Origin of the sequence: Pseudoalteromonas rubra, from assembly GCF_005887115.1 — a bacterium.
Classification (GTDB): Bacteria; Pseudomonadota; Gammaproteobacteria; order Enterobacterales; family Alteromonadaceae; genus Pseudoalteromonas; species Pseudoalteromonas rubra_F.
This window is the reverse complement of record NZ_PNCJ01000012.1, coordinates 56503-77109: the sequence shown is the minus strand read 5'-3', so window position 1 is coordinate 77109 and position 20607 is coordinate 56503. Positions and strand designations below refer to the sequence as shown.

Below are 20607 nucleotides of genomic sequence, written 5' to 3'. Positions count from 1 at the left end.
TGCTCCTGCATTGCTGAAACGGGGCGAGCATTTCAGCTTATTTTTTGATGATTGATATTATTTTTCTCAGTTTAGCTGATTATGCCTTGTAACAACGCAAAAAGCATTGGCACCCAGCTTGCGGTGATGACTGCACTGATAATCATCGCGGCAGATGCAAAGGCTCCTGCCGCCGGGTGATGTTCCATGGCTGCGGCGGTACCAATTGCATGGCAGGCCACACCCAGTGCTATGCCTTTAGCCTGAGGTTTGGTCACTCCCGCCAGGGTAAGCAACGACAAGCCGAATACGCCTCCCAGCACACCAATCAGGATCACCATGATGGCGGCGACACCGGGAAGGCCATTGAGTGAATCAGTAACGATAAGTGTGATAGGCGTGGTCACTGACAGGGCCATCAAAGACGCTGTGAGTGTATAGGGGGCGCTGAATAACTGACAGAGCCAAAAGGCAATCAGTGTTGCACAAGTGATCCCAATAAAGCTAGTGAGACCTATGAGCAACAGATATGGTCGTATGGTGTGGAGTTGTTGATAAAGGGGCAGGGCAAGAGCAACCACTGCGACTTCCAGAAAGAAGCTGACAGGCTGTGTTGCATTACGGTAGTCAATGTAGTCAATGTCGCCAAGTAGCAGCGTCGTGCTGAGAGTTACAATACATAACAACACGGGATTGAGCAGAGGCGATTGCCACCTTTGGTTTACCTGTCGCATAAGGGCAAATAGCACCACAGTGAAGGTGCAACCCACCAGTAGATTAATCATGATACCTGCCCAGACTTGCCAGTTTACCTGTCAGTAAGAGGCCCAGCACGGGTACCAGGATCAGAACGCTCACCAACAACCAGGCATTGTGGTTAAACACCTCCAGATAGGTAATAAGGCCGACCCCGGCGGGTATAAAAAATAACGCCATGTATTTTAATATTGGGCCACAGGATGGGAGTAGGTATTTACTATCAAGTATACCTGACTGCAGTAAGCCAAATAACAGCAACATGCCCAACAGAGGAGCTGGCAGACTCAAAGCCAGGGCAGCTGTGAGCAGCCTGGCAGCCCAGAGGCACCCGATAAGAATGCTAAGGGATGCGATAAATCGCAGAGTAATCATCATAATGGACACTCAAGAGATTAAATCTAATGTCATTCTCGGTGGCAATTGTATCGCTCACAATGCGACCTTCTTACCATTTTTTGCGCTGACCAAACGGTTTAGGCTGCTCCGTATGGCGACCGTTGTGCATGGCCACTCGTGTATTTTTTGACAGTAGCAACTTAATCTGAAACCAGGTTTCCTGCCACAGCAACTTCCTGCGCCGGGGATGATAGGCGGTGTTATATAAGTGCTTGATGGCAGCCAGGGCATCCGGAGAAATAGCGGTTACCTGGGTGAGACGTTGTTGAATGGTGAGCAAAGGGTCATCGCTGACTTGCGTGATTAAACCCAACTCACAGGCCTGCTGAGCATCAATACGTTGTGGGTTCGACGCCAGCCAAAGTGCCTGATCATGTTTTAGTATACCCGGTAATAGTATACTGGTACTCATATCAGGACATAGCCCCCAGCGTGATTCCATAATGGCAAATTGGGCATCTGGCGTTGCAATACGATAGTCTGCTCCGAGCGCGATATGTAAGCCTCCACCCAGGCAATTTCCCCGTATCAGAGCAAACACGGGCACAGGTAATGCGCGCCAGCCTAGTGCGACCCGTTGTACGAGATTGGCATTGCCTGGTAGCCATTTAAATAACAGAGATACGATGTTAGCTGGCTTTTTCATGACAGCGCCCACATCCAGTCCAGAACAAAAGTGTTGCCCCTGACCTTGCAGCACAACAGCACGTAACTGGCGATTATGTTTGAGTTTATGGATGATGTTATCCAACTGTTTAAACATGTCGTAAGATAAAGCATTTTGTTTTTCGGGTCTGTCGAGGGTAACCCAGGCGATACCATCAATTGTCTCTAACTGGACCATGTGTTTTTCCTTCTTTGGCACATCATTTTTAGTCTGATAGTTTGCAGGGCAAGCATAGAGTAATTACTTTAACGGTGCCAGTGGTAATTAGCGCACAAACTGGATGGCAAATTTGCTATTTTCATGTAACTGAGCGGTATTTTTGTTAAAACTAACTAAAAGCCGTAGCATTGCAAATTTGCAATTTGTTACTATACCACTCAATTTTGACAGACGAGGTGATGTAATGTCTGCACGTTTAAGTTCCATCGAAGAAGTGAGCCAGCAGGCCTATGATATTTTCTTAGAGCTTGCCCCTGACAATCTTACCATAGAAGATATTGAGCTATTCAATGCCCACAGCGAAGAGCTGGGATATATTGAAGACAGTATTCCAGACGAAAGCTGGGCGTCGCTGGTCGCGTATGAACAGGAGACCGAAGCGGAACATTTTGTTCAGGTGAGCGTAGGTCTAGAAACAGAACAAGGTGACCTGATGTTTGCTAAAGTACTGATCAGCCGTGATTTAGATGCCCCGTTTTGCCACATAATCTGGAAGCAGTAAGAGAAATCAGCTCAGTGAAGTACACCATTCTTTTCCTATGCTACGCTGGACTCTTGTTCAGCGTGAAAGCACTTGCTGTTGATCCATTTGAAGATTTTCATAAATATGGTGAGCTGTCAGATGAAGAGATCCATGCTCTTCACGAGGGTGAATTTTTATATGGTGATGTAGAATTTGGTGTGTTGCTCAATCGAGGCAATACCAGTAATACCGCGTTTAAACTTAAAAGCAATTTGTATCAGGATTTTAAATACTGGCGTAACCAGTTTAAGTTCGACGGTGCTTACCGCCGTGAAGTTGATCCGGATACCAACATTGAAGATGAAACGGCTTCCCGGTACTTTTTGTCAGCGCAGGGCAACTATAAAATAGGGCAGAAGAACACTTCCCTATTTGTCTACGGGGATTACGAGGTCGACAAATTCAATGGTCGGGAATACACCGCAACATTTGTTGTTGGTTACGGTAATCGCATTTTTGAGGGACGAAAGAATACGGTTGATTTAGATATCGGACCGGGTTTGTCAATGTACCGACGTGAAGATGAGACCGAACTGGAGTCGGAGCAAGAACGGGTTGAAAGAGGTCACTTGTTGCGCGCCGCATTGCAGTGGGAACGAACTGTATCTAAGCGTACCCGTTTTAATCAGGATGTCAGTTATGAAAGATCACTGTCGGGCCTTGGCGCACGTATTTTATCTGAAACCGCGCTGATCAGTCAGGTTATGGGCGGTGTTTCTCTTAAGGTGGCCTATACCTATCGATATCACTCTCAACCAGAGGAAAACAAAGAGAAAGTTGATAGCGAGATTGGTGTCACACTTGTTTATAGTTTTAATTAAGGTAGTTTAGCTGATGTACAAAAAGACCCAATGGTCCTGGATAATTTGGATGTTTCTGACGTGGTTTGCTACTTTTGTAGCACTCGCCATATTTTTGTTAGGCCATAACGCACTGCTGTATGGTTTCATCGGTATACTGGCCCTGATTGGCTACCTGTTCTATGGACTAACGCTTGAAGTGGATAAAGATAAGCGGATGGTAAGTTGGTGGTTTGGTCCAGGGGTCCTGAAAAAATCGGTCAAAGTGGATGAGCTGCAATCATATTGCGCGGTAACCAATTCATTTCGTCACGGGATTGGCGTTAAGATCACCCATGATGGCTGGGTATACGCAGCACATGGTTTTAAAGCCATTGAGTTTGTACTTGCCGATGGGTCTAAATACCGCATTGGTACCAATGACCAAAGCGGTGTACTTGCAGCCCTTGAGGAAATTGAGAAAAGCGCCCAATAGGCGCTTTTTTGTGAGCTATACCAATTTACTTGATATAAGTGTTTCTTCACATTGAGCACGCATTCGGCTCAGAGACTATTAATGCTGGTGGCCGCAGCCGCCCTCACTGTGAACATGGCCATGGGCCAGCTCTTCTGGTGTCGCCTCGCGCACTTCCAGAATTTCAACATCAAAGTTCAGTGTGATACCAGCAAGCGGGTGATTACCATCAACGATGACGTCTTCACCCTCAACACCAATCACAATGACCGTTTGCTCGCCTTCGTCAGTGGTCGCACGAAACTGCATGCCTACTTCAACTTCCATATCCTCAAACATGCTTTTTGGCACCGCTTGCATCAGGTTATCATGGCGTTCGCCGTAACCATTCTGTGGCTCAACGGTAACACTTAATTTGTCCCCGGCTTGTTTGTTGATCAGGGCATCTTCCAGACCTGAGATTAAGTAACCTGTACCAACGATAAACTCAAGGGGTTCATCATCGAAGGTGTTGTCGATGCTGTTGTCATCGTTGTCCAGCACCGCATAATGCATTTTTACAACGGTATTCGGGGCAATTTTCATAATCTATCCGCTTAATTGTCTTCTAAAGAGTAGGGAAGTGGCTGCAGTGTCAGCTGAACTTCCGGGTGCGTTTTAGCACGCAAAACTGATGTTTCAGTTAAATCATTGGCCATCACTGCCAACGCATAATAGTCCTTACTCGCACTGTCGTAAGCCTGATGAAGTACCTTGCCCGCACGGCGCCAGTTATCTCCATCTAATTGTATTTCCAACTCAGACTCTTGTGGGTGAGCGTCAGCCAGACCTTTGACAATGTACAAGGCACGCTTGTTTTTGCCCAAATAACGCATCCGGGCAACTGTCTCCTGCCCAGTATAGCAGCCTTTTTTGAAGCTGATTGCGCCCAGTGCCTGGAGGTTAACCATTTGCGGTACATATTCATCAATACTGGTCTCGCTCAGTTGAGGCTCACCGGCCAGAATTGAGGCGGCCTCAAATGGAGTGGGGTCTGTATGCAGGGCAACACCTTGTGGCAGTGCATAGCCGTGCTCAACAATCAGGAGTAAACGTTGGTCGTCTAGTTTCAGTGCCTTATTTTTACCATCAAACGTACAAGCATTCGCCTGCTGCGCAAACGTTAGCCCCAGCAGCTCACAGGTTTGGGTCATCTCATCAGTTAACACGCCAATGACCTGGTGGTGCGTAATATCAATATCGACTTTCGCGAACACACCGTATTTTTTTAGCTCCCGGCAGGATGCGTCTGTTTCCGCTTTTGAACCTAACAGCAGATATTGGTCAGCTAACTTACTCAGCCTGAGTGTCGCCCATAATTTACCTTTAGGACTACAGTGCCCGGCCCACAGGAAGTTATCATCCGTCAGCAGATTGAGGTCCTGGGTAATCTGACCATGCAGGTAACTCAACTTTTCGGCGCCGCTCACAGAGATCAATTGTAAAGAAAGAGGATATGCATTTGCTTGTGCCATCTTATTGATCCTTGTTGAAGAAATTACCTAATGTTACCGTAAATATTGCATCCGAGATAGGCGCCAAAGACACGATTATTGTTTATTCGAACAGTTAACGGGCACCTCAGGATACGTTATAATTGCTGAGACATAATAAAATTTAGGGGTATGTGGAAATTATGGCTGAGTTGTATTCAAAGGCCCGCACAAAATGGGCATGTCGCCGTGGCATGCTGGAGCTGGATATTTTGCTGGAGCCTTTCGTTGATGAGGCTTACGATCAGCTATCTGAACAGGATAAGCTGGTGTTTCAACGATTGTTGGAAGTTGAAGACCCCGATTTGTTTGCCTGGTTTATGGGCCATGAAGCGTGTCCGTATCCCGAGCTGGATGCTATGGTGAAATTCGTTCTTGACCGAGTCCGCGCTTAGCTTTTATTTCGAAAACAATACACCAGGCCACAAAGTCTTTGTGGTCTTTTTTTGCTGCCTGGCGCTGGTTTTGATAGTGGTCGTGCCACAACTTTGGTGGTGGCATATCGGAACTTGCTTGTTCGGGCATGCCTTTGCCAGGCGACGTGCACATAAATATTTCATATCAACCGGCTACCTGGGAATTTTACCCGAGCATATGACAGTGATAGTGTCTGATGGCCAGTATCAATGGCAAGGGCAGTTAAAAGATGCGCAGGTCTATTTTCATTGCACGTTATTATTAACTGTCAAGACTGAGCATCGAACTCAACGTATTGGTATTATGCGCCATGCAATGAAAGAAGAGCACTGGCGACATGTGTGTCGCCATGTATTTGAGATGGCCTGAGTTATCAGCGCAAGGCGATAGTCTCAGGCACCAATATTAACGTTTGATTTTACTGGGAGTCAGTATAGTCGGTTTGGTTGTGGACGCGCTTTGCGGATAATCCAGCGTGTAATGCAGCCCACGGCTTTCTTTTCTGTCCAGCGCACTGCGAATGATTAACTCTGCTACCTGCACCAAGTTTCGAAGCTCAAGCAGGTTATTGCTGACTCTGAAGTGGGAGTAGTACTCCTGAATTTCCTGCTGTAACAGTTCTACTCTGCGAAGTGCACGTTCCAGTCGCTTAGTCGAGCGTACAATACCGACATAATCCCACATAAACAATCTTAATTCGTGCCAGTTGTGTGTGATCACCACTTCTTCGTCTGAATCGCTGACCTGGCTTTCATCCCAGTCTGGCTGCGCAGGTGGTAATGGCTGGGTATCCAGCTTTGCAAGGATGTCTTTGGCAGCAGCGTGGGCAAAGACGATACATTCCAGTAACGAATTGCTCGCCATACGATTGGCGCCATGTAACCCTGTATAAGCAACTTCTCCGATAGCGTATAGGTTGCTAATGTCCGTCAGACCGTTAAAGTCGGTCATGACGCCACCGCAGGTGTAGTGTGCGGCTGGCACGACAGGGATTGGTTCTTTGGTGATATCCAGGCCTACGCTGAGGCACTTGGCATATATAGTCGGAAAGTGCTCGATGATAAAGTCTTTGTCTTTATGAGAGATATCCAGATAGACACAATTTGCCCCCAGGCGCTTCATTTCATAGTCTATGGCTCTGGCAACAACATCACGAGGAGCCAATTCTTCCCTGTCATCGAAATCCGGCATAAAGCGCGTACCATCCGGGCGCCTTAGTAATGCTCCCTCACCACGCATTGCTTCGGTGATAAGAAAGTTCTGTAATTCCGGGTGATAAAGACTGGTTGGATGAAATTGGTTAAACTCCATATTAGCAACCCGACAGCCCGCTCGCCACGCCATCGCAATGCCATCTCCACTGGAAACGTCCGGATTTGACGTATAAAGATACACTTTACTGGCACCGCCCGTTGCAAGGGCGACAAACTTTGCGGTAACGGTCTCGACCTGATTTGCCCGGCGATTGTAAACGTATAGTCCATGTGCGACTTTTTGCTCTTGTGCGCCATGCGTGATCAAATCAATCGCATTGTATTGTTCCAGCAGAAGTATATTGGGGTGCTCCTGGACGCGCTCGATCAGTGTCGACTGTACCGCTTTGCCCGTTGCGTCCGCTGCATGGAGTATGCGGCGATGACTATGACCGCCTTCACGAGTCAGGTGGAAGCGTTCCCGCCCTTTACTATCGAACTCCATATCAAACGGAACGCCTTGTTCGATCAACCATTTCAGGCACTGCTTCGCATTGGAGGCGGTATAATGAACGGCTTCTCTGTCACACAAGCCCGCGCCTGCGGCCAGGGTGTCTTCAACGTGAGATTCTATACTGTCATTTTTCTTATCAAACACCGCAGCAATGCCACCCTGAGCATACAAGGTTGAGCCTTCACGCAGGTCACCTTTACTGAGCACTGTGACGCGGCAGGTGTTTGCCAAAGACAGAGCCAGGCTTAGCCCGGCTGCGCCGCTACCGACAATAATGACGTCTGTTTGGTGTTGAACTTGTTCTTTCATGTTAGTGGGTCTTAGCTAATTAAACCTTTTATTCTGCGTGATCTGATAAGTCTGCTATGCTTAGCGCAGGATCGCAGGTACTTGGTATATTCCACACTGAATACGTTTATGACGTGTCAATACGGGGTATTTTAAAAAAAATATCAAAAAAACAGAACTTTTTATTCAGCACTTAGTCAGAGTAGCTGTAAAAGATGGCAACAATGCGCGACAATGTGTGTGAAAAACAAGTAATAACAAAGAGGAGTACCGGCTCGAATGAGCGAGCAGGATTTAGATTTAGAAATAGTTCGGCGTGTTCAGCAAGGAGATAAAAATGCGTTCAATTTGTTGGTTGCCAAATATCAGAACAAAGTAGCCGCATTAATCTCGCGATATGTGTCTAATTCTGGCGATGTGGCCGATGTGGCACAAGAAGCGTTTATTAAGGCATATCGTGCTTTGCCCAATTTTCGGGGAGACAGTGCATTTTATACTTGGCTGTATCGAATTGCAGTTAACTGCTCAAAGAACTATTTAGTAGCGCAGGGGCGTAAGCCACCGGCAAATGATGTTGATGCTGAAGAGGCCGAGTTTTACGATGGAGCTGAACAGCTCAGATCCAACGCTTCTCCGGAGAGCTTGTTGCTTAGTGACGAGATCAAAGCGGTAATTTTCAGGACCATCGAGTCGTTACCCGATGACCTCAAGACCGCGATCACATTACGAGAGATCGAAGGCATGAGCTATGAAGAAATTGCTGTTGTGATGGATTGTCCGGTAGGGACAGTCAGATCGCGGATTTTCAGGGCACGAGAAGCCATTGACAATAATATTAACCCACTCATAGGTAATAAGTAGATGACGCAATCAAACTTTAATGTCAAAGACGGGCAAGTGACATCCAGTATACTTGATGCCGAACAGGCACTGGATAATGCCAGTCAGGCGCAGTTCGATGCCGAAAAGTTTGCTCGTTATGCTCTGATAGGCGACGCCATGCGTAGTCAGCAAAATCAGGCACCTTGTATTGATATCACCGCCAGTTTGGCTGATGCACTTGCAGATGAGCCCACCCATGGCGCTCAGGTGTCTGAGCAGACATCTCAGCAGGCGAGTACAGAAAATAAGGTGGTCGCTTTGTCAAGTTGGCGCAAACCTCTGGCACAAGTGGCAATTGCAGCCAGCGTATCTCTGGTTGCTGTTCTGGGCGTAAGTAATTATACCCCACAGGAACAAACCACCAGTGATTTTCCTGTGTTACAATCTACGCCATTAACTGGCTCAGTTTCGCCGGTTAGTCTGTCATCAGAGCCAGCATTGGAAAGTGCAGAGAAAGGCCTCAGAGAGTTGCAGCAGCAACGTATTGGCGCCTTGGTGCTCGAGCATCAGCGACAGTCCAGAATGGCACATGCTCTGGCCCAACAAGCACAGGAAGAAAAAGAGGAACAAGAAAAGTAGATGAAGTGGCTTGCGTTACTACTGGGAGTGGGCCTGAGTGCCCAGGTTGTTGCCAGCGAAATCATTAATGCAAAACAGCTGCTCACTGATATGTCTTCTGCCATTCAGGAGCGTAACTTTGATGCGTCATTTGTGGTGGTGAAAGGTAAAGGTATGGAACCTTATCGCTGGATCCACGGTAAAGTCGATAACAGTGAGTTGGAAATTCTCAGCCGACAAAACGGCGCAGGCCTTGAAGTGGTGCGCGTCGACAATAAAGTTACCTATTTTGAACCACAAACACAGCCTTATTCTATTGAAACCGATGCCATAGCTGGCCCTATCCCAGAGATTCTGTTTGGTGAAGTGGGCAAATTAGCCAGTAGCTATGATTTTGTCCTGGGTGGCAAAGAACGTATTGCTGACAGAGCGGCACAGTTGGTTCGCCTGGTTTCTAAAGATGAGCACAAATATAACTATTGGTTGTGGATTGATATTCAATCTGCATTGTTGTTAAAAGCTGCTTACGTAACACAGCAAGGTGAAGTGCTGGAGCAATTGCAGCTCACTCACATCAGTGTGACGGAGCAACCAGCGCAGCCATTGATAGAGTTAAGTAGCAAAAGCTTTCCAATGCCTCTGGCGTCGTTGGCTGAAACGGAAAACACCCCAAAATTACAAAACAATTGGCGAATTGGGTGGTTACCTGAGGGTTTCAAGCTACTCAAGTCAGATCGACACAAGCTCGATTTGAACAATGAATTAGCAGACTACTTTTTGTTTTCTGATGGGCTGGTTGAGTTCTCAGTCTTTGTGCAAAGGCCGCTGTCCGGACAAAGAGCAAGCGGTGCATTGAGTTCGGGTGCGACAACGGTATATGTGCATAATTCAGGTGCATTTGATGTGTCGGTGGTTGGGAAAATCCCAACGATGACAGCAAAAGCCATTGCTGAGTCAGTAACCCGACCATTATGATAGAACAAACACTCACTGTTTCCCGTGTTGAGCGCGGTATAGTCTGGCTGGTTGCCGAGGAAAAACCAGCTTGTGCGGGCTGTAATGGCAAATGTGGCTCGCAAGTTTTTAGTAAACTGTTTGGCAGTAACAAAAAGGCGTTGCCGATAGAGTGTAATGAGTCCGTTCAGGTGGGACAAAAAATGACCCTGGCGCTGGATGACAGCAAAGTGGTCGAAAACGCACTTTGGGTTTACCTGTTACCTCTGGTGGTAGCGTTTATTGCCATATTTATTTCACACCTTATATTGGGCGCGTCAGAGCCCTGGCAAATATTTTCTGCAGTGATTGGCGGTTTGGTTGGCTTTAAATTTGCCAAACAACGTACGAAAGCACTGCGCCATGACATTAAAGTGATAAAAATTTATCCAATTAGCCTTCCCCTAACGCAAATAGATGGTGATTGCGCCAAATAAATTGTAAAATCGGCGTTTAATCTCTATTTGTGAAAAACAGAAGTTTAGAATCCAGTATATGAAGCACATCCGTAACTTTTCAATTATTGCCCATATAGACCACGGGAAATCGACCCTTTCGGACCGCTTAATCCAGGTATGCGGCGGCTTAACAGATCGCGAGATGCAGCAGCAGGTGCTGGATTCGATGGACCTTGAGCGAGAGCGTGGGATCACCATTAAAGCGCAGAGTGTGACTCTGAACTACAAGGCTAATGATGGCGAAACCTACCAGTTAAACTTTATCGACACGCCGGGACACGTAGACTTTAGCTACGAAGTATCACGTTCACTAGCAGCATGTGAAGGCGCATTGTTGGTTGTTGATGCGGGTCAGGGCGTAGAGGCCCAGACTCTGGCTAACTGTTATACCGCGATTGAAATGGACCTTGAAGTACTGCCGGTGTTGAACAAAATCGATTTGCCGCAAGCCGATCCGCTGCGTGTTGCCGAAGAGATTGAAGAAATCGTCGGCATCGAAGCACTTGAAGCCGTGCAGTGTAGTGCTAAAACCGGTATCGGTATCGATGAGGTACTGGAAATGATCGTGCGCGACGTGCCGCCACCCGAGGGTGAGCCAGAGCAACCACTGCAGGCACTGATCATTGACTCCTGGTTTGATTCATATCAGGGCGTTGTCTCACTGGTACGTATTAAGCATGGTGAGCTGCGCCGTGGTGACAAGATTAAGATTATGTCGACAGATCAGACACACATTGCTGATAAAGTTGGTATTTTCACACCAAAACAAACAGAAACCGGGGTTCTGAAAACCGGTGAAGTAGGCTTCGTTATTGCGGGTATCAAGGACATTCATGGTGCGCCAGTGGGTGACACTATTACCCTGACCAAAGAACCTGCGAAAGAACGCTTACCAGGCTTTAAACGCGTTAAGCCTCAGGTTTACGCGGGTATGTTCCCAATCTCCTCTGATGATTATGAGAACTTCCGTGATGCATTGAACAAACTGAGCCTTAATGATGCGTCCTTGTTCTTCGAGCCGGAAAACTCAACTGCACTGGGCTTTGGTTTCCGTTGTGGCTTCCTGGGGATGCTCCATATGGAGATTATTCAGGAACGTCTGGAACGTGAATATGATATGGATCTGATCACGACGGCACCAACGGTAGTGTACGAAGTAGAAACCAAAGATGGCGTGATCCAAATAGATAATCCGTCAGATCTACCGCCTGTTAATGACATCATTGAAATCCGTGAACCGATTGTAGAAGCCAACATTCTGGTTCCGCAGGAATACCTGGGTAATGTCATCACTTTATGTGTTGAAAAGCGCGGCGTGCAGACCAAGATGAGCTACCACGGTAAGCAAGTTGCGGTGACGTATGAGTTACCTATGGCAGAAGTGGTAATGGACTTCTTTGATAAGCTTAAGTCGACCAGCCGAGGGTTTGCCTCTTTGGACTACAACTTTAAGCGTTTCCAGACTTCCGACATGGTACGTGTGGACATTCTGATCAATGGCGATCGGGTTGATGCACTGGCGATTATAGCACACCGTGAGAACTCGCAAGGTCGCGGACGTCAGTTGGCTGATGCATTGCGTGAGCTCATTCCACGCCAAATGTTTGATATTGCTATTCAGGCGGCGATAGGTAACCACGTGATTGCGCGTACAACCGTGAAACAGTTACGTAAAAACGTCATCGCGAAGTGTTATGGTGGTGATGTCAGTCGTAAGAAGAAACTACTGCAAAAGCAAAAAGAAGGTAAGAAACGTATGAAGCAACTGGGTAACGTTGAAGTGCCACAAGATGCTTTCCTTGCGATTCTTAAAGTAGGTAAGTAACAGGAATTATTATGGCAGGTTATTTTTCAGTATTTTTGGTGTTGTTGACGCTTGGTTCAGGCCTGATCTGGCTAATCGATCATTTGCTTTACGCGCCAAAGCGTAAAGAGCGTATCGCATTAGCACAGGGCGCATCTGAGCAGCCGCTTGATCAGGAAGTCATCGAGCAAATAGCACCGGTGCCTGCCATCACTGAAAGCGCAAAATCTATCTTTCCGATGATTGCTGCGATCACAGTGTTCCGTTCATTTATTTTTGAACCCTTCCAGATCCCGTCTGGTTCAATGATGCCAACACTGCTGGATGGGGACTTTATATTGGTACAGAAATACGCGTACGGTATTAAAGACCCGGTCTGGCGCAGCCAGCTGGTTGAAGTGGACGATCCGCAACGCGGTGACATCGCGGTGTTTAAGTTTCCACTGGATGAGCGTATAGACTTCATCAAGCGTATCATTGGCTTACCTGGAGATCGCATCGTTTACCGTGACCGTCAGCTTTATATCAAGCCTCATTGCAATGATGACGAACAGCAACGTGATGGTCTTGCGTGTGGCGAATTTAACAAAATTAACCTTGATATTGTTAATCGCGATGAATTCAAACACGGCGCAATGCAAATGGTGCGTCTGACAGAGAGCCTGCCGGGTGTCAGTCACGATGTGCTTGTGACGCCTCAGCTCCCCGAACTGACTGAGCGCTATTATCAGCAGCCGGGCACGCGACGTGACGAATGGGTTGTACCAGAGGGCAGTTACTTCGCTATGGGTGACAACCGTAACAACAGTCAGGACAGCCGTATGTGGGGCTTTGTACCAAAAGAAAACCTGGTTGGTAAAGCCGTATTTATTTGGATGAGTTTCGATTTTGAAAATGGCCCGAACAGCATTTTGCCTGGTTGGGTTCCAACAGGGGTTCGTTTCGAACGCCTAGGTAATATTCAGTAGCATGAAAAAAAACGTCACAGAATTATATAAAAAGATTGGTTACGAATTTTCGGAGCAAAGCCTGCTAGAGCAGGCAATGACACACCGTAGCCACAAAGGGCAGCACAACGAACGTCTGGAGTTTTTAGGCGATTCTATCCTGAGTTTTGTTATTGCTAATGCCTTATATAAGCAATTTCCAAAAGCGCGAGAAGGTGATCTAAGCCGGATGCGTTCTACACTAGTACGAGGTCAGACATTGGCCGAGTTCGGTGTTGAGTTTGGCTTAGGGGATTATCTCAGACTAGGTCCGGGTGAATTGAAAAGCGGCGGTTATCGCCGCGAGTCAACTCTGGCTGACGCGGTCGAAGCGATTATTGGCGCGGTGTTTTTAGATTCAGACATCGAGACCTGTAAGACGCTGGTATTAAAATGGTACGACACGCGTTTGGCAGCGATTTCTCCTGGTCATAACCAGAAAGACCCAAAAACCCTGTTGCAAGAATACTTGCAGGCACGCAAATTGCCTTTACCCGGTTATACTGTAATAGATACCAAGGGACAGGCACACAATCAGACCTTTACGGTTGAGTGTATTGTGGAAGGGATGGAAAGTATTATCTCAGTGGGTAGTTCGCGCCGTAAGGCCGAGCAAAAGGCCGCTGAAAAAGCACTAAAGATTTTAAAGAATGACTCCTAATACCCACTGTGGCATGGTCGCAATTGTCGGACGACCTAACGTTGGTAAATCGACGTTATTAAATAAGCTGGTTGAACAAAAGGTCAGCATTACTTCACGCAAACCACAAACTACCCGACACCGTATCATGGGTATCCATACTGAGGATAACTATCAGGCGGTCTACGTCGATACACCAGGACTCCACAGTGAGGAAAAGCGGGCCATTAACCGTTTGATGAACCGTGCTGCGTCCAGCTCTATTGGTGATGTTGAATTAGTGATTTTCGTTGTTGAGGGTACTTTGTGGACTAAAGATGATGAAATGGTCCTCAATAAGGTTAAGGATAGTGGTCGTCCGGTTTTGGTTGTGATCAATAAAAGTGATCAGGTCAAAGACAAAAGCGAAGCCCTGATGCCACATCTTCAATGGCTGTCAGAGCAGGGCGATTTTGTCGGGATCATTCCTATTTCGGCCAAGCAAAACCGTAATGTGGATATGGTTAAAGCCGAAGTGCATAAACATCTGCCGGCATGCGAGTTTTTCTTTCCTGATGACTATGTAACAGACCGCTCAATGCGCTTTCTGGCTGCTGAAATTGTGCGTGAGAAACTCATGCGTTTTATGGGTGACGAGTTGCCATATTCAGTGACCGTTGAAATTGAGCAATTTAAGTGGCTCGACAACGGGGTCTGGCAGATCAATGCGTTGATCCTGGTAGAGCGTGAGTCGCAAAAGCGCATGGTGATCGGCAACAAGGGTGAGAAACTCAAAGTCATTGGTCGCGAAGCACGTCGTGATTTGGAAGAGATGCTGGACAACAAAGTATTTCTCGAATGCTGGGTAAAAGTGAAATCTGGCTGGGCAGATGATGAGAGGGCGCTGCGTAGTCTTGGCTACGGGGAAGACTAATTGAACAACGACTTTCGACAAGCTTATTTGTTGCATCGCCGACCACACAGTGATTCTCAGGTGATGCTTAATATGCTTGTCGAGGGAGTGGGCCAGCTGATGATGCTGGCCCGTATAAAAGGGCGTCAGGCACTCAGGCACAACGCACATCTTCAACCTTTCAGCCTGCTCTTAGTCCGTTATAGCGGTCGTCATGATCTAAAGTACCTCAACGATATTGAACTGCACACCCAGCCTTTAGCAATGAAAGGGCAGGTCTTGTATTGTGGCTTTTACCTTAACGAACTCAGTACTCGGGTAATCCCGGTTAATGAGCCGCTTGAAGAGATATTCTCACTGTATCATCACCATCTGCAGCAGTTACACAAGCAGACTGAAAATGCACGCAGGAGCGCGTTTGAGCTCACGTTACGCAGTTTTGAATTCCAATTGCTGGAGCAGTTGGGGTTTGGTGTTGAGTTTGACTGTGATGCCGATGGCGAGGCGATTGTCGAGGGGGCTTACTACCAATATACTCGGGAATTGGGGTTTGTCAGAACAGATGATCCGCATATTGGCTTTTCAGGCCGAGTGCTTCAACACATTGCCCAGCGCGATTTTACTGACGATCAGGTACGACGTCAGGCGAAGGGTCTTAGCAGATATTTATTCAGGCCATTACTTGGCCATAAACCGCTGAAAAGCAGAGAGCTATTTCAATCAAGGTAATAACAATGAAAGAGATATTATTGGGCGTAAACGTCGATCATATTGCCACATTGCGTCAGGCGAGAGGCACCAGTTATCCGGACCCAGCACATGCTGCCGCTGTTGCTGAACATGCCGGGGCAGATGGTATTACCATCCACTTGCGTGAGGATCGTCGTCATATTCAGGACCGCGATGTGTATGTGATGGCAAAAACCATTCAGACCCGTATGAACCTGGAAATTGCCGTGACAGACGAGATGCTGGATATAGCCTGTGAAGTAAAGCCTGCATACGTTTGCCTGGTGCCGGAAAAACGCGAAGAGCTGACCACAGAAGGTGGCCTTGACGTCGTTGCGAATAAAGAAAAAGTTACTCAGGCTGTGACTCGGCTGGCAAATGCAGGTATCAAAGTGTCTTTATTCATCGATGCAGATCCTCAGCAAATCGATGCAGCCAAAGACACTGGTGCGCCGTATATCGAGATCCACACTGGCGCTTACGCAGATGCAGAATCAGACGCTGAGATGCAAGCTGAACTGGAGCGGATCCGGACTGGGGTAAAATATGCGCATGGCTTGGGTATTGTAGTCAATGCAGGCCATGGCTTGCATTATCACAACGTAAAACCCATTGCTCAGATGCCGGAAATTTATGAACTCAACATTGGCCATGCAATTATTGCCAGAGCTGCCATTGATGGGCTGGAGAAGGCAGTAAGAGACATGAAGCGCTTGATGCTGGATGCCCGAGGCTAGCGGCATTGATACGTGAAAAACACAAAAGGGGCTCAATTTAGCCCCTTTTTTATGACTAGATGTACAGCAGTACTAGTGTGCTGCCAGATAGTCAATAACGACCTGGTGGTGTTCTTTGGTTTTAAACTTGTTGAAAACATGCTTAACGGTGCCATCTTGGCCTATCAGGAAGCTGATGCGGTGGATCCCGTCATATTCTTTACCCATAAACTTTTTTAATCCCCACACACCAAATGCGTCAGCAATAGCGTGGTCTTCATCGGATAGCAGATCAAAGTTCAGCTCTTTTTTGGTTTCGAAGTTTTTTAACTTTTTGACCGGATCTGGACTGATCCCCACTGCCACAGTATTGTATTGCGCCAGCTGCTCTTTATGGTCTCTGAGTTGTTCAGCCTGTACCGTACAACCTGGTGTCAGTGCTTTTGGGTAGAAATACACCAGTACCTGTTTGGATTCCAGAAGAGTACTGAGTGAAATGCTTTCACCATCTTGATTTTCTAAGGTAAATTGCGGGGCCTGAGCGCCTGCTTGTAGCGTATTCATAGGATGCTCCTTAACGAATGCGTCGAAAAATATAATCCAGATTTAGTGAGTTTGAGAGATGCTCGAACTGTATTTTAAACGCGTCAGCATCTACTTCAATGGGAATATTGACTTCGATTTCACAGCGCATATGTAATGCGTCATTTTCTTCATAAGTATCAGACTTCAAAGAACAAATGCTGATATTTTGGTCGGCAAAAAAACGCGTGACTTTACTCAGGGTACCTGGTGCGTCGAGTCCATTGTACTCAAGAGTATATCCGGCACTGAACTCATTCTGCTGATGGCTGGCCGTACGTTTCATCATGGTAAGCAGGCCCAGTTCCATCCCTTTCGTAGGTAGGGTATGCTCGACTCGGCTGATGGCTGCCATGTCGCCGGAAAGCAACATAATGAAAGTAAACTCATTACCGAGTATCGCAATGCGACTATCAATAATGTTGCAATTACACTCACTGACCAGCTTGGTCAGTTCGCTGACGATCCCCGAGCGATCTTCTCCGATTGCGGTCAAAACCAATTGTTGGTTGGTAAATGTGGTCATTCAAGAACACCCTATACGCTGAGAATAATGGTAATGCCTGATGGCAAGTTTTAGATGTATAGCCGTAAATACTAACATAAGTTAGTCAGTTGGGATACTGGCAGAGAGTCGCTTTGCGATTTTGCCTTAACTGGATATCGGAGTCGGGCAGCTCACAGCTTGTGTTTACTGGACGAGGCAAGTAACATAGGGCAAATTTTGCAAGTTGTTTAAGCTCGCCGGGCGAATATAAAAAGTTTCTCCGGCAGTGAACCAAATCGGCAATCCTCACTCATATAAAGACGATATTCGTTTACCGTAAATAAATATAACAGGGTTTGCTAAGGAGTTTTATTCGTGCAGTATTGGGTTCCAAAAGCACTGACTTTAAGTGTTTTACTTGGTTTAACGGGATGTAGTGTATTTCCAAATGATGCACATGACAGCAAAAATTATCGGGTTAATGAAGCCATTAGCGTGCCATCAGGGCTTGAACAGCCTTATCAGGATCCGGAATATAAGATGGCAGTTGCTGTTTATGACAACAACCCGGATGGACAAGATAAACTATATCGACCGCCTCAGCAGGTCCTGACACTGGCTCAAGGGAGCTGGGCTGAAAATAAAGACAAAGTCGCTCGTGTCTACTTTGATAAAAACGATGGTATTGAAGACCTGTCGGCTTTTATTTGGCAGTCGCTTGATGGCGTCATGGCAAACCACAATACACAGGTTGTCACGGATGCGCGCCAACAAGGCACTGTGGAAACAGGTTGGTACTCATTAATCAAGAAGGACGAAGGCTGGTTTTGGGAAGATATTGTTGAAGTATCGCGCCAGCGCTTTGAGTTTACCGTTGAACAAAAAGAGCACCAGAGAACTGCTTCTTTGAGTGCCAAATTACTGGATTATCAAAGTGATAATGCGCCATTAAATGACATGTTAAAGCAGCAGCTAGAAGTACGTGCATTAAACGAAGTGATTGCGGAGTTTGATTATCGTTACAGGTTGTTAGCGGTTGAGTTGCGTAAGCAGCAAGGCTTATTGTCTCTGGAAGGCGGTTTTGACAGCGACGGCAATGCTGCAATGCTGACACTGGTTGAGAAGAGTGCCGTAATGGATCGCTTGTCTAATTTCCTTGAACGTGTGAATTTCACCGTGATTCGTTTGGATAGAGACAATGAGCAGGTGAAAGTTCGTTACGAAGCGCCTGAGCAAAGCGTCTGGGATTCTATCTGGGGTGAAGAAGCTACAGTGCTGCCGATTGCCGACGGCGATTATGTCGTTAAGGTGTCAACAACCGACGATGGTCAGACTGCGTTGACTTGGCTGGATGGTGAGGAACAAGTGCTGGATGCACAGACCATGGACCTATTGTTGCAATCTCTGTTAGAGGTCTTGCGCAATCGGGGTCTGCAAATATAATATTTTAAAAAATCAAAATATTAAAATAAAAACAATGAGTTGAAGTAACATGAAAAAGAGCCTTACGCTCTTTTTCTTTTTAGTGGGTAATCATATGATGTCAGAATCTACGGGTTCAGCGTCGCCAAACTGGCGCACGCTATTTGCGTTTCTCGTGCCTTCCCTGATTGGGGTGTTTTTATTTATGACACCTGTTGCAATCGGTGAGGCAATGACTATTCCTATCGCTGTTATGGCTAAAGCACTGCAAGGCTGGATAGCGCCCTTCGCACAGGCCATGATAGTGACCATAGTATGTATCACAGGGTTGATAAGTGCCTTTGTTGCACTGGTTAAGCCAAGGCAGCTGATGAAAAATCATTTATTCAGACATTTGTTTGCCGTGAGTCCTATTTGGTTGATTACTCGCCTTGCTGGTATGGCGTTTATTCTAATGACTTATTTTAAAGTTGGGCCAGAAGCAATCCACTCTGCACATACGGGATCATTGGTGCTCAACGATCTATTACCGGTGCTGTTTTCTGTTTTTGTCTTAGCCGGCCTGTTGCTGCCATTGCTGCTGAATTTTGGTCTGCTAGAACTGGTAGGTACCTTACTAACTAAAGTGATGCGCCCTTTGTTTGGTGTGCCCGGTCGCAGTGCCGTAAACTGTGTGGCATCCTGGTTGGGAGACGGCAGTGTCGGAATTCTTATGACGTCACGTCAGTACGAAGATAAGCACTACACGCAAAGAGAAGCCGCTATTATAGGCACGACTTTCTCAGCTGTTTCTATTACATTCTGTCTGGTTGTTATTGGTCAGGTGAAACTGGAGCATCTGTTCGCGCCATTTTACTTAACCGTATGTGCAGCGGGGATCGCAGCGGCGATTATCGTCCCGCGTTTGCCTCCTCTGCGGTGGAAAAAAGATTGTTATGTCGACGGCAGCGATGCCAACCCCGGTGCTGAGCTGGTGCCTGAAGGAAAAACACTGTTTGGTCATGCACTGGACGTTGCGCTGGCAAAAGCGGAAAAAGCGCCGGGCGTTAAAGGGACATTGAAAGAAGGCGTGCACAATGCGCTGGATATGGTGTTTGCTGTCTTGCCTGTAGTCATGGCAGTCGGTACGTTTGCGCTCATTATTGCAGAACATACGCCAGTGTTTCAGATCCTGGGTAAGCCATTTGTGCCTTACCTCGAATTACTTCAGGTGCCCGAAGCTGCAAAAGCAGCTGAAACGATAGTGGTTGGTTTTGCTGATATGTTTATCCCGTCAATTTTGGCAGCAGGAAACATAGAAAGTGATGTGACACGCTTTATCGTGGCAGCATTGAGTGTGACTCAGCTGATTTACATGTCAGAGGTGGGGGCTTTGTTGCTGGGCAGCAAAATACCGGTCAATTTGTTTGAGCTATTCTGTATCTTTATTCTGCGCACTCTGGTCACGCTACCCGTGATTGCATTTATGGCGCATTGGTTGGTAGGTTAATCTCTGAGGTAGGGCAGGTGCGTGCCAGCCCTACTTTTCTTCCTCTTCTTCTTTCTTGGCCTCTGAGTCTGGCTTAGTTTGTTTATCTAGCTTGCCTTTGACATCAAATCGGGTCATATATTTCAATAGCATAATATTGCTGATAATGAACCCAAGTACCATCACAATAATCAGTATTACGTGCCAGGTGGGTAAGGTGTTTTCCATCTTGACTTGCTCCCTATCACA

Annotated in this window: 26 protein-coding genes; 17 read left to right on the top strand and 9 right to left on the bottom strand. The window is 46.8% G+C overall.

Features of this window, described 5'->3' with window-relative positions; all coding sequences use genetic code 11:
- Window positions 1-71: 71 nt before the first annotated feature.
- The 3 genes from CWB98_RS08095 to CWB98_RS08085 form a co-directional block, all read right to left on the bottom strand.
- Window positions 72-764 (bottom strand): LrgB family protein, encoded by a 693-nt coding sequence (locus tag CWB98_RS08095; protein ID WP_138544407.1) that lies wholly within the window; start codon window positions 762-764, stop codon window positions 72-74.
- Entirely contained in the window at window positions 757-1113 is a 357-nt protein-coding gene (locus CWB98_RS08090; RefSeq protein WP_138544406.1) for a CidA/LrgA family protein, read from the bottom strand. Before CWB98_RS08090 ends, CWB98_RS08095 begins: the two co-directional genes overlap by 8 nt.
- A gap of 70 nt (window positions 1114-1183) precedes the next feature.
- Window positions 1184-1978 (bottom strand): crotonase/enoyl-CoA hydratase family protein, encoded by a 795-nt coding sequence (locus tag CWB98_RS08085; protein ID WP_138544405.1) that lies wholly within the window; start codon window positions 1976-1978, stop codon window positions 1184-1186.
- 226 nt (window positions 1979-2204) lie between these two features.
- Here CWB98_RS08085 and CWB98_RS08080 point away from each other — a divergent pair, with 226 nt between their 5' ends.
- From CWB98_RS08080 to CWB98_RS08070, 3 genes are read left to right on the top strand one after another with little or no spacing between them, the layout of a single operon-like run.
- The gene (locus CWB98_RS08080) at window positions 2205-2522 is read left to right on the top strand and encodes a DUF440 family protein (RefSeq protein WP_138544404.1); all 318 of its coding nucleotides are present in this window, start codon (window positions 2205-2207) and stop codon (window positions 2520-2522) included.
- Window positions 2523-2536: 14 nt separating this feature from the next.
- Window positions 2537-3364, top strand: coding sequence for a DUF481 domain-containing protein (locus tag CWB98_RS08075; RefSeq protein WP_432765882.1), 828 nt, complete (start codon window positions 2537-2539; stop codon window positions 3362-3364).
- A gap of 49 nt (window positions 3365-3413) precedes the next feature.
- Window positions 3414-3818: a hypothetical protein gene (locus tag CWB98_RS08070; protein WP_249364640.1), complete on the top strand. Its 405-nt coding sequence runs from the start codon at window positions 3414-3416 to the stop codon at window positions 3816-3818.
- Between the two features lie 78 nt (window positions 3819-3896).
- Here the strand turns inward: CWB98_RS08070 and CWB98_RS08065 are convergent, their stop codons facing one another.
- A complete protein-coding gene (locus CWB98_RS08065; RefSeq protein ID WP_138544401.1) occupies window positions 3897-4382 on the bottom strand; it encodes an FKBP-type peptidyl-prolyl cis-trans isomerase in 486 nt (161 codons plus the stop codon).
- 11 nt (window positions 4383-4393) lie between these two features.
- Complete coding sequence (locus CWB98_RS08060; RefSeq protein ID WP_138544400.1) at window positions 4394-5311, bottom strand: YgfZ/GcvT domain-containing protein; 918 nt, start codon at window positions 5309-5311, stop codon at window positions 4394-4396.
- Between the two features lie 161 nt (window positions 5312-5472).
- Here CWB98_RS08060 and CWB98_RS08055 point away from each other — a divergent pair, with 161 nt between their 5' ends.
- Together CWB98_RS08055 and CWB98_RS08050 are read left to right on the top strand one after the other, a co-directional pair.
- Window positions 5473-5724 (top strand): succinate dehydrogenase assembly factor 2, encoded by a 252-nt coding sequence (locus tag CWB98_RS08055; protein WP_046006778.1) that lies wholly within the window; start codon window positions 5473-5475, stop codon window positions 5722-5724.
- On the top strand, window positions 5705-6115 hold the full coding sequence (locus tag CWB98_RS08050; RefSeq protein ID WP_138544399.1) for a protein YgfX: 411 nt from the start codon (window positions 5705-5707) through the stop codon (window positions 6113-6115). Before CWB98_RS08055 ends, CWB98_RS08050 begins: the two co-directional genes overlap by 20 nt.
- Before the next feature lie 36 nt (window positions 6116-6151).
- Here the strand turns inward: CWB98_RS08050 and nadB are convergent, their stop codons facing one another.
- Window positions 6152-7762 carry an L-aspartate oxidase gene (gene nadB / locus CWB98_RS08045; protein ID WP_138544398.1) on the bottom strand — a complete coding sequence of 537 codons (1611 nt, stop codon included), beginning with the start codon at window positions 7760-7762 and terminating at the stop codon, window positions 6152-6154.
- 258 nt (window positions 7763-8020) lie between these two features.
- Here nadB and rpoE point away from each other — a divergent pair, with 258 nt between their 5' ends.
- The 10 genes from rpoE to pdxJ are packed head-to-tail and all read left to right on the top strand — an operon-like array spanning window position 8021 to window position 16420.
- Window positions 8021-8602 (top strand): RNA polymerase sigma factor RpoE, encoded by a 582-nt coding sequence (gene rpoE / locus CWB98_RS08040; RefSeq protein ID WP_138544397.1) that lies wholly within the window; start codon window positions 8021-8023, stop codon window positions 8600-8602.
- Window positions 8603-9202: a sigma-E factor negative regulatory protein gene (locus tag CWB98_RS08035; protein WP_138544396.1), complete on the top strand. Its 600-nt coding sequence runs from the start codon at window positions 8603-8605 to the stop codon at window positions 9200-9202.
- Complete coding sequence (locus CWB98_RS08030; protein WP_138544395.1) at window positions 9203-10156, top strand: MucB/RseB C-terminal domain-containing protein; 954 nt, start codon at window positions 9203-9205, stop codon at window positions 10154-10156.
- Window positions 10153-10611, top strand: coding sequence for a SoxR reducing system RseC family protein (locus CWB98_RS08025; protein WP_138544394.1), 459 nt, complete (start codon window positions 10153-10155; stop codon window positions 10609-10611). Before CWB98_RS08030 ends, CWB98_RS08025 begins: the two co-directional genes overlap by 4 nt.
- Before the next feature lie 58 nt (window positions 10612-10669).
- Window positions 10670-12457 (top strand): translation elongation factor 4, encoded by a 1788-nt coding sequence (lepA, locus tag CWB98_RS08020; RefSeq protein ID WP_138544393.1) that lies wholly within the window; start codon window positions 10670-10672, stop codon window positions 12455-12457.
- Window positions 12458-12468: 11 nt separating this feature from the next.
- Window positions 12469-13404 carry a signal peptidase I gene (gene lepB / locus CWB98_RS08015; protein WP_138544392.1) on the top strand — a complete coding sequence of 312 codons (936 nt, stop codon included), beginning with the start codon at window positions 12469-12471 and terminating at the stop codon, window positions 13402-13404.
- A gap of 1 nt (window position 13405) precedes the next feature.
- Window positions 13406-14083, top strand: a complete 678-nt coding sequence (gene rnc, locus CWB98_RS08010; protein ID WP_138544391.1) for a ribonuclease III — start codon at window positions 13406-13408, stop codon at window positions 14081-14083.
- A complete protein-coding gene (gene era, locus CWB98_RS08005) occupies window positions 14073-14975 on the top strand; it encodes a GTPase Era (protein WP_046006768.1) in 903 nt (300 codons plus the stop codon). Before rnc ends, era begins: the two co-directional genes overlap by 11 nt.
- On the top strand, window positions 14976-15683 hold the full coding sequence (recO, locus tag CWB98_RS08000) for a DNA repair protein RecO (RefSeq protein ID WP_138544390.1): 708 nt from the start codon (window positions 14976-14978) through the stop codon (window positions 15681-15683). It begins immediately after the preceding gene.
- Window positions 15684-15688: 5 nt separating this feature from the next.
- The gene (gene pdxJ, locus CWB98_RS07995; protein ID WP_138544389.1) at window positions 15689-16420 is read left to right on the top strand and encodes a pyridoxine 5'-phosphate synthase; all 732 of its coding nucleotides are present in this window, start codon (window positions 15689-15691) and stop codon (window positions 16418-16420) included.
- A 72-nt stretch (window positions 16421-16492) separates the two neighbouring features.
- Here the strand turns inward: pdxJ and bcp are convergent, their stop codons facing one another.
- Both bcp and CWB98_RS07985 read right to left on the bottom strand, forming a co-directional pair.
- Entirely contained in the window at window positions 16493-16963 is a 471-nt protein-coding gene (gene bcp / locus CWB98_RS07990; protein WP_138544388.1) for a thioredoxin-dependent thiol peroxidase, read from the bottom strand.
- A gap of 10 nt (window positions 16964-16973) precedes the next feature.
- Window positions 16974-17507, bottom strand: a complete 534-nt coding sequence (locus tag CWB98_RS07985; RefSeq protein ID WP_138544387.1) for a glycine cleavage system protein R — start codon at window positions 17505-17507, stop codon at window positions 16974-16976.
- Window positions 17508-17843: 336 nt separating this feature from the next.
- Here CWB98_RS07985 and bamC point away from each other — a divergent pair, with 336 nt between their 5' ends.
- Window positions 17844-18911, top strand: a complete 1068-nt coding sequence (gene bamC / locus CWB98_RS07980; protein ID WP_138544386.1) for an outer membrane protein assembly factor BamC — start codon at window positions 17844-17846, stop codon at window positions 18909-18911.
- 97 nt (window positions 18912-19008) lie between these two features.
- Window positions 19009-20379 carry a YjiH family protein gene (locus tag CWB98_RS07975; protein WP_138544535.1) on the top strand — a complete coding sequence of 457 codons (1371 nt, stop codon included), beginning with the start codon at window positions 19009-19011 and terminating at the stop codon, window positions 20377-20379.
- Window positions 20380-20409: 30 nt separating this feature from the next.
- On the opposite strand, the gene CWB98_RS07970 is transcribed toward CWB98_RS07975, so the two are convergent.
- Window positions 20410-20586 carry a DUF2897 family protein gene (locus CWB98_RS07970; RefSeq protein ID WP_082353096.1) on the bottom strand — a complete coding sequence of 59 codons (177 nt, stop codon included), beginning with the start codon at window positions 20584-20586 and terminating at the stop codon, window positions 20410-20412.
- Window positions 20587-20607 lie beyond the last annotated feature (21 nt).

Coding starts and splice junctions, on each gene's coding strand:
- CWB98_RS08060 (WP_138544400.1), bottom strand. CDS start 5,311: ATGGCACAAGCAAATGCATATCCTCTTTCTTTACAATTGATCTCTGTG.
- CWB98_RS08085 (WP_138544405.1), bottom strand. CDS start 1,978: ATGGTCCAGTTAGAGACAATTGATGGTATCGCCTGGGTTACCCTCGAC.
- rpoE (WP_138544397.1), top strand. CDS start 8,021: ATGAGCGAGCAGGATTTAGATTTAGAAATAGTTCGGCGTGTTCAGCAA.
- CWB98_RS07970 (WP_082353096.1), bottom strand. CDS start 20,586: ATGGAAAACACCTTACCCACCTGGCACGTAATACTGATTATTGTGATG.
- CWB98_RS08030 (WP_138544395.1), top strand. CDS start 9,203: ATGAAGTGGCTTGCGTTACTACTGGGAGTGGGCCTGAGTGCCCAGGTT.
- CWB98_RS08070 (WP_249364640.1), top strand. CDS start 3,414: ATGTTTCTGACGTGGTTTGCTACTTTTGTAGCACTCGCCATATTTTTG.
- CWB98_RS08065 (WP_138544401.1), bottom strand. CDS start 4,382: ATGAAAATTGCCCCGAATACCGTTGTAAAAATGCATTATGCGGTGCTG.
- bcp (WP_138544388.1), bottom strand. CDS start 16,963: ATGAATACGCTACAAGCAGGCGCTCAGGCCCCGCAATTTACCTTAGAA.
- rnc (WP_138544391.1), top strand. CDS start 13,406: ATGAAAAAAAACGTCACAGAATTATATAAAAAGATTGGTTACGAATTT.
- pdxJ (WP_138544389.1), top strand. CDS start 15,689: ATGAAAGAGATATTATTGGGCGTAAACGTCGATCATATTGCCACATTG.
- CWB98_RS07985 (WP_138544387.1), bottom strand. CDS start 17,507: ATGACCACATTTACCAACCAACAATTGGTTTTGACCGCAATCGGAGAA.
- CWB98_RS08095 (WP_138544407.1), bottom strand. CDS start 764: ATGATTAATCTACTGGTGGGTTGCACCTTCACTGTGGTGCTATTTGCC.
- CWB98_RS08080 (WP_138544404.1), top strand. CDS start 2,205: ATGTCTGCACGTTTAAGTTCCATCGAAGAAGTGAGCCAGCAGGCCTAT.
- lepB (WP_138544392.1), top strand. CDS start 12,469: ATGGCAGGTTATTTTTCAGTATTTTTGGTGTTGTTGACGCTTGGTTCA.
- CWB98_RS08055 (WP_046006778.1), top strand. CDS start 5,473: ATGGCTGAGTTGTATTCAAAGGCCCGCACAAAATGGGCATGTCGCCGT.
- CWB98_RS08035 (WP_138544396.1), top strand. CDS start 8,603: ATGACGCAATCAAACTTTAATGTCAAAGACGGGCAAGTGACATCCAGT.
- CWB98_RS08025 (WP_138544394.1), top strand. CDS start 10,153: ATGATAGAACAAACACTCACTGTTTCCCGTGTTGAGCGCGGTATAGTC.
- nadB (WP_138544398.1), bottom strand. CDS start 7,762: ATGAAAGAACAAGTTCAACACCAAACAGACGTCATTATTGTCGGTAGC.
- era (WP_046006768.1), top strand. CDS start 14,073: ATGACTCCTAATACCCACTGTGGCATGGTCGCAATTGTCGGACGACCT.
- CWB98_RS07975 (WP_138544535.1), top strand. CDS start 19,009: ATGTCAGAATCTACGGGTTCAGCGTCGCCAAACTGGCGCACGCTATTT.
- CWB98_RS08090 (WP_138544406.1), bottom strand. CDS start 1,113: ATGATGATTACTCTGCGATTTATCGCATCCCTTAGCATTCTTATCGGG.
- lepA (WP_138544393.1), top strand. CDS start 10,670: ATGAAGCACATCCGTAACTTTTCAATTATTGCCCATATAGACCACGGG.